Source organism: Amycolatopsis sp. NPDC004747, from assembly GCF_053601335.1.
In genome coordinates this window covers 1-4,278 of sequence record NZ_JBSGBQ010000072.1, presented here as the reverse complement: position 1 = coordinate 4,278, position 4,278 = coordinate 1, and the positions used below count along the sequence as shown (strand labels likewise).

General features: G+C 72.2%; 7 protein-coding genes. 1 reads left to right on the top strand and 6 read right to left on the bottom strand.

Features of this window, described 5'->3' with window-relative positions; all coding sequences use genetic code 11:
• The 6 genes from ACWEGE_RS46835 to ACWEGE_RS46810 all read right to left on the bottom strand — a co-directional run.
• A partial coding sequence (locus tag ACWEGE_RS46835) for a carboxymuconolactone decarboxylase family protein (RefSeq protein WP_449666991.1) occupies nucleotides 1–631 on the bottom strand: 631 nt, incomplete at its 3' end.
• The gene (locus ACWEGE_RS46830) at nucleotides 603–1,070 is read right to left on the bottom strand and encodes a DUF6187 family protein (RefSeq protein ID WP_449666990.1); all 468 of its coding nucleotides are present in this window, start codon (nucleotides 1,068–1,070) and stop codon (nucleotides 603–605) included. The genes ACWEGE_RS46835 and ACWEGE_RS46830, both read right to left, overlap by 29 nt.
• A complete protein-coding gene (locus ACWEGE_RS46825; RefSeq protein WP_449666989.1) occupies nucleotides 1,063–2,385 on the bottom strand; it encodes an FAD/NAD(P)-binding protein in 1,323 nt (440 codons plus the stop codon). Before ACWEGE_RS46825 ends, ACWEGE_RS46830 begins: the two co-directional genes overlap by 8 nt.
• 19 nt (nucleotides 2,386–2,404) lie before the next feature.
• Nucleotides 2,405–2,881, bottom strand: coding sequence for a DUF6423 family protein (locus ACWEGE_RS46820; protein ID WP_449666992.1), 477 nt, complete (start codon nucleotides 2,879–2,881; stop codon nucleotides 2,405–2,407).
• 251 nt (nucleotides 2,882–3,132) lie between these two features.
• Entirely contained in the window at nucleotides 3,133–3,444 is a 312-nt protein-coding gene (locus ACWEGE_RS46815; protein ID WP_449666988.1) for a DUF6235 family protein, read from the bottom strand.
• A gap of 197 nt (nucleotides 3,445–3,641) precedes the next feature.
• Nucleotides 3,642–3,776 carry a hypothetical protein gene (locus tag ACWEGE_RS46810; RefSeq protein ID WP_449666987.1) on the bottom strand — a complete coding sequence of 45 codons (135 nt, stop codon included), beginning with the start codon at nucleotides 3,774–3,776 and terminating at the stop codon, nucleotides 3,642–3,644.
• A 163-nt stretch (nucleotides 3,777–3,939) separates the two neighbouring features.
• Between ACWEGE_RS46810 and ACWEGE_RS46805 the strand changes: the two genes are divergently transcribed.
• Nucleotides 3,940–4,158 carry a hypothetical protein gene (locus ACWEGE_RS46805; RefSeq protein WP_449666986.1) on the top strand — a complete coding sequence of 73 codons (219 nt, stop codon included), beginning with the start codon at nucleotides 3,940–3,942 and terminating at the stop codon, nucleotides 4,156–4,158.
• The last annotated feature ends 120 nt before the right edge of the window (nucleotides 4,159–4,278 follow it).

Sequence of the window (4,278 nt, the reverse complement as noted above, 5' to 3'; positions counted from 1 at the left end):
CACCGTGTGTTCCGGCGGATCCATCTCGATGAACGCGGGGTGACTGTCGCGAATGGATTCCATCCGCGGCGACAGGATCGGGAAACCGGGCAGGGAGCAGGCCCGACAGGCCCGCGTAGCCGCCTTCCTTGAGGCGCTCGCCGGAAATCACCCGGTAGGCTTCGTCGGCCTCGATGCCGAGGCCGTCCACCATCCGGTTCATGAAGTTGAACAACGCGCAGACCAGGACGGCGTCGTGCAGCGCGCGCTCGTCCCAGCCCGCGGCGAACACGGCCTCGGCGTCGGCCTCGGTCATCTTCGACGGCGTCCTCGTCAGCTTGCCGACGTAGGCGAGCACCGGCTTGAGCTTCGGGTCGACCGGCGCCGAGCCGAGGTCCGCGACCGCCGCGGCGAGCACGCCTTCGGGGATGCCGAACGCCTCCGCGGTGACGGTGTGGATGCCGTGGCAGTAGTCGCAGCTGTTGACCCCCGACACGTACGCGGCGATCATCTCGCGCTCGCCGGGGGTGAACGGCGACTCGCCGCGCAGCAGGTCCTCGTGGAACGCGAGCAGGTGCCGCGCGGGGCCCGGGTAGGCCCGGAAGACCTGCAGCAGCGTCGTGTCAGCCGGCAGGGACTTCAGGTACGACATCGAAGGGTTCCTTTCCGTCCGCCGGCCCGCCGGCGAGCTGGTCGACCTCCGCACCGCGCAGCGCGCAGGCGGTCAGGTAGGCGATCGTGCCCGCACCGGCGCCGGGCACCGCCGCCGCGACGACGTCCGCCCGGCGGGCCCACTCCCGGCGCAGCGACCCCGGCGACGACCTCGACATCGAGGCGCCGAGCCGGTCCCGCAGGTCCAGCCAGTGCTGACGGCCCGACTCCACCAGGCCGCCGAAGCCGAAGCCCGCGGCGTCGTGCCGGGCCTGGTCGACGACCTGGGTCAGCAGCGCCGGGTCGTCGGCGAGCCGGGCGAGGCCGAGCCCGGCCAGCAGCCGGTCGGCGTCCAGGCCCAGCAGGATGATCCCGGCCTCGGTGGAGCCGGGTGCGTCGATTTCGGGCAGGGCGAACCGCGAGTCGTGGGCCTCAGACACCGACGGCCGCCTCGGCCGGGGCGACGACCCCGCTGCGCAGCTGCCGGGCGATCGCCGCGGCGACCCGGGTGGTGGCGACGCGGTGGCCGTCGATGTTGCGGGCCGCCGGGCCGAGCACCATCCCCGCCGCGGCGCCGACCACCGACACGCGTGGCTCCCGGCGGTACGACAGCGTCGCCTCGTCGAGCGAGGGCCAGCCGTCGCGGGCGTCGACGACCTCGTCGGGCAGCAGCCCGGTGCCGATGGACGGCGTGGTGCCCAGCGCCAGGACGACGTGGTCGCCCGCGACCCGGCGACCGCTCTCCAGCCGCAGCACCACGCTCCCGCCGACGGCCGGGACGATTTCCTTGACGGCCTCGCCGCGGTGCACCACCAGCCTGCCTTCGGCTTCGGCGCGCTCGAGCAGCGGCCGGAACTCGAACATCACCGACGCGCGCCGGAACCGGCTCATCAGCTCCAGCCGCTCGGTCCAGCCGACGCCGTCGAAGCGCTTGCGGCCCTCCGGCCGGAAGAAGCTGGAATTCACGTCCGCGCACTGGTAGCGCTCGCCCGGCTCGCGGACCACCCAGTGCACCTCGCGACCGGCGTCGAGCGCGCCGGTGATCAGGTGGGCCGCGGTCAGGCCGGCGCCGACGACCACCTGGCAGCGGGCGCCCGGCGGCACCGATTCGTCCCAGAACGAAACCCCGCGCGGCGGGTGGCCACCGCCCCACCAGGCCTCCGGGGCCGGCCGGCGCTCCTCACCGGGGCACAGCACCACGTGGCGCGCGGCCACGGAGAAGCGGTCGGTGTGCACGTTGACCGCGTCCGGGCCGGGCACGACCTCGCGGACGGTGGCCCGGTGGGTCCGTTCACCGACGTGGTGGGTGGTGACCAGGTGGGCGCAGTAGGCCTCGAAGACGTCCACCGGGACGACCGACCGGTGCCCGGCCTGCGACATCCGGATCTCGCGGCGCTCGGTGGCGGTCAGCCGGTCCCAGTGCAGCCGCGCGAAGTCGAGGAGTTCGCAGTCGCGGAACCCCTCGACCCCGGGGTGGTGCTCGTAGGGCGAGCGCAGCACCCGCTGGCCCAGCTGGTCGATCCGGCCGAAGAAGCGCCCGCACGGGCGGCCGGTGCGGTCCACCACCACGACGTCGTGCACACCGTGGTGCCACAGCGCCGAGGCGACGGCGAGCCCGGCCGGGCCGGCCCCGACGACCACGACGTCGGCGGCGAGCGGCACCTCCCGCGCCGGGGACGGTGGCGCGGGCGGGCGCGGCCAGTGCCGGCCGCGAGGCGAGTCGAGCAGGTGCGGCTCGGGTACGAAGGTGATCACGGCTCGGCGCGCGAGGAGCTCAGAGCACCGTGACGGGAACGATCAGCTCCACCACCGGGCGCTGGCTCATCCCGTTGGTGACCAGGTCGTTCAGCGTCTGGGCGGACTGCTCGGCGCTGTCGGTGGCGATCGGGCTGTAGCGCGAGTAGAAGTACGCCGGCTTGCGGCCGCCGGTCTCCATCGAGTACGTCTTCAGCACCGTCTCGCCCGGGCGGACCTCACCGTCGTAGAAGGTCAGCCGGCGCTGGTCGGGGGTCATGAAGCTCTTCGCGAACTGGGGCGACATCAGCATCTCGTCGTCGAGGAACGTCGAGTCCTCGTCCATCACGGCCTGCATCGCGACCCACGTCTGGTCGGTCAGGTTGGTCTCGGCCTTGATCACCTGCCAGCGGCCCGGCTCGGGGAGGTTCACGCTGACCGAGACGTCGTGGTCGGTGGTGTCGATCGCGCCGGTGATCATGAGCACCCGGCGGCCGAGGTCGGCGGTCCCGGTCATCTGCACGTCCCGGGCGCGCACGCGGCTGGAAACGTCGAGTCCTGGCAATTCCGGTGACGACATGGTGCAGCCTCCTACTTACTCACCCCAGAAATAACGGCCTGACCAGCGAACATGTAAAGGCTTTCACACGGCCGGATACGCTGTCAAGATGACGAATACACGTCCGGAAGCCGTATTTCGTCAGCCGATCAGCCGAGGCGGCCCGGGGTGAGCACTGGTCCGTTCGGCCCAGTGCGGCCCGTGGACCGTTACTCCGGGCTGGCGGTCTCCTGGGGTGCGGCGGCGGCATCGGCCCCGTCTTCGAGCGCTCCGACGTGGCGGATGTCGAAGGCGGATTCAGCGCGCTGCACCATTACTTTGAGTACCAGCCGCGGTTTCACCATGACAATGAAAGTGCCGGGATCGACCGGGTCTCCGAAAATGTCGTAAACCAGAAAAGCAGAACCGTCGCCGACGGCGAACAATGCCTCGTAAACGAGATTCCGCTCCGCTTGGGACGCGGTTTCGGCCCAGCCTTCGAGGATCTCGAGGCCCGCCCTGAGCTGGAGGCGCATCGCCATCCGCCGGCCTCCCAACCGAACGTCACAGATCGCCGCGCGCACGTCACGCGTGGGCCACCGGCCGTGGTCGTGCCAGGCCCGGCGACACTTCGGCCCGAACAGGGTCAATTCTGCCGGGCGGCGCCGCGGCGATCATCTCCCTACGTGCGCTCCGGCACCGGGTGGCAACTGTCCGTACCCGGTGCCGGAACGGCCGGTCAGTTGTACCCGAGCACGATGTGCTCGCCGGGTTCGTCGTCCTCCGGTGCGGGTGGTTCCACCAGGCGGAGCCCCCGTGCCTCCTCCGCGGGCGGTGGCGTCCAGTCGTCGGCCGGGACCGCTGCTGCTGTCATGGCGTTCCTCCGTTTCCCCGTGTCGGACCACGATGCGCGGGCCGGCTCGAGGATCGGATGGAAACCGCTCTCGATGCGCCCCTGCGCAGCCCACGAGTGGCCGGTGCGGGGGTCGCCGGGGTGCACTGGAACCGGCAGCCCACTCGACGGCGAGGTGCGCGCGATGAAGTACGACCGGAACCCCAGGGCCACGCTCGGCGGCGCAGCGGACCGCCAGCGCACGTGCGCGGCGTGCGGAGCGGCGTTCGCCGCGGGCGAGCGCACGGAGGTGGAACCGTTGCTGGACGGCGAAGTGCAGTACGTGGCCGTGCACGCGGGGCACACGACGTACTCGCCCAAGCGGGAGCGGGCGGCGGCGAGCCGGCTGCGGCGGGCGGCGTGAGACCCTGCCCCGGCTGGTCGTGAGTGGTAAGGCGGGTTGGTAACCCCCCGAACAAAACAGACGAGCCCCCCCGGGCCGGCACCCCCCCGGCGGCCCCCCCCCCCCCCCGGGCGGCGGGAG

Excerpts from the sequence above, each read along its gene's own strand:
- ACWEGE_RS46810 (WP_449666987.1), bottom strand. The coding sequence starts at position 3,776 with ATGACAGCAGCAGCGGTCCCGGCCGACGACTGGACGCCACCGCCCGCG.
- ACWEGE_RS46815 (WP_449666988.1), bottom strand. The coding sequence starts at position 3,444 with ATGGCGATGCGCCTCCAGCTCAGGGCGGGCCTCGAGATCCTCGAAGGC.
- ACWEGE_RS46820 (WP_449666992.1), bottom strand. The coding sequence starts at position 2,881 with ATGACCGGGACCGCCGACCTCGGCCGCCGGGTGCTCATGATCACCGGC.
- ACWEGE_RS46805 (WP_449666986.1), top strand. The coding sequence starts at position 3,940 with ATGAAGTACGACCGGAACCCCAGGGCCACGCTCGGCGGCGCAGCGGAC.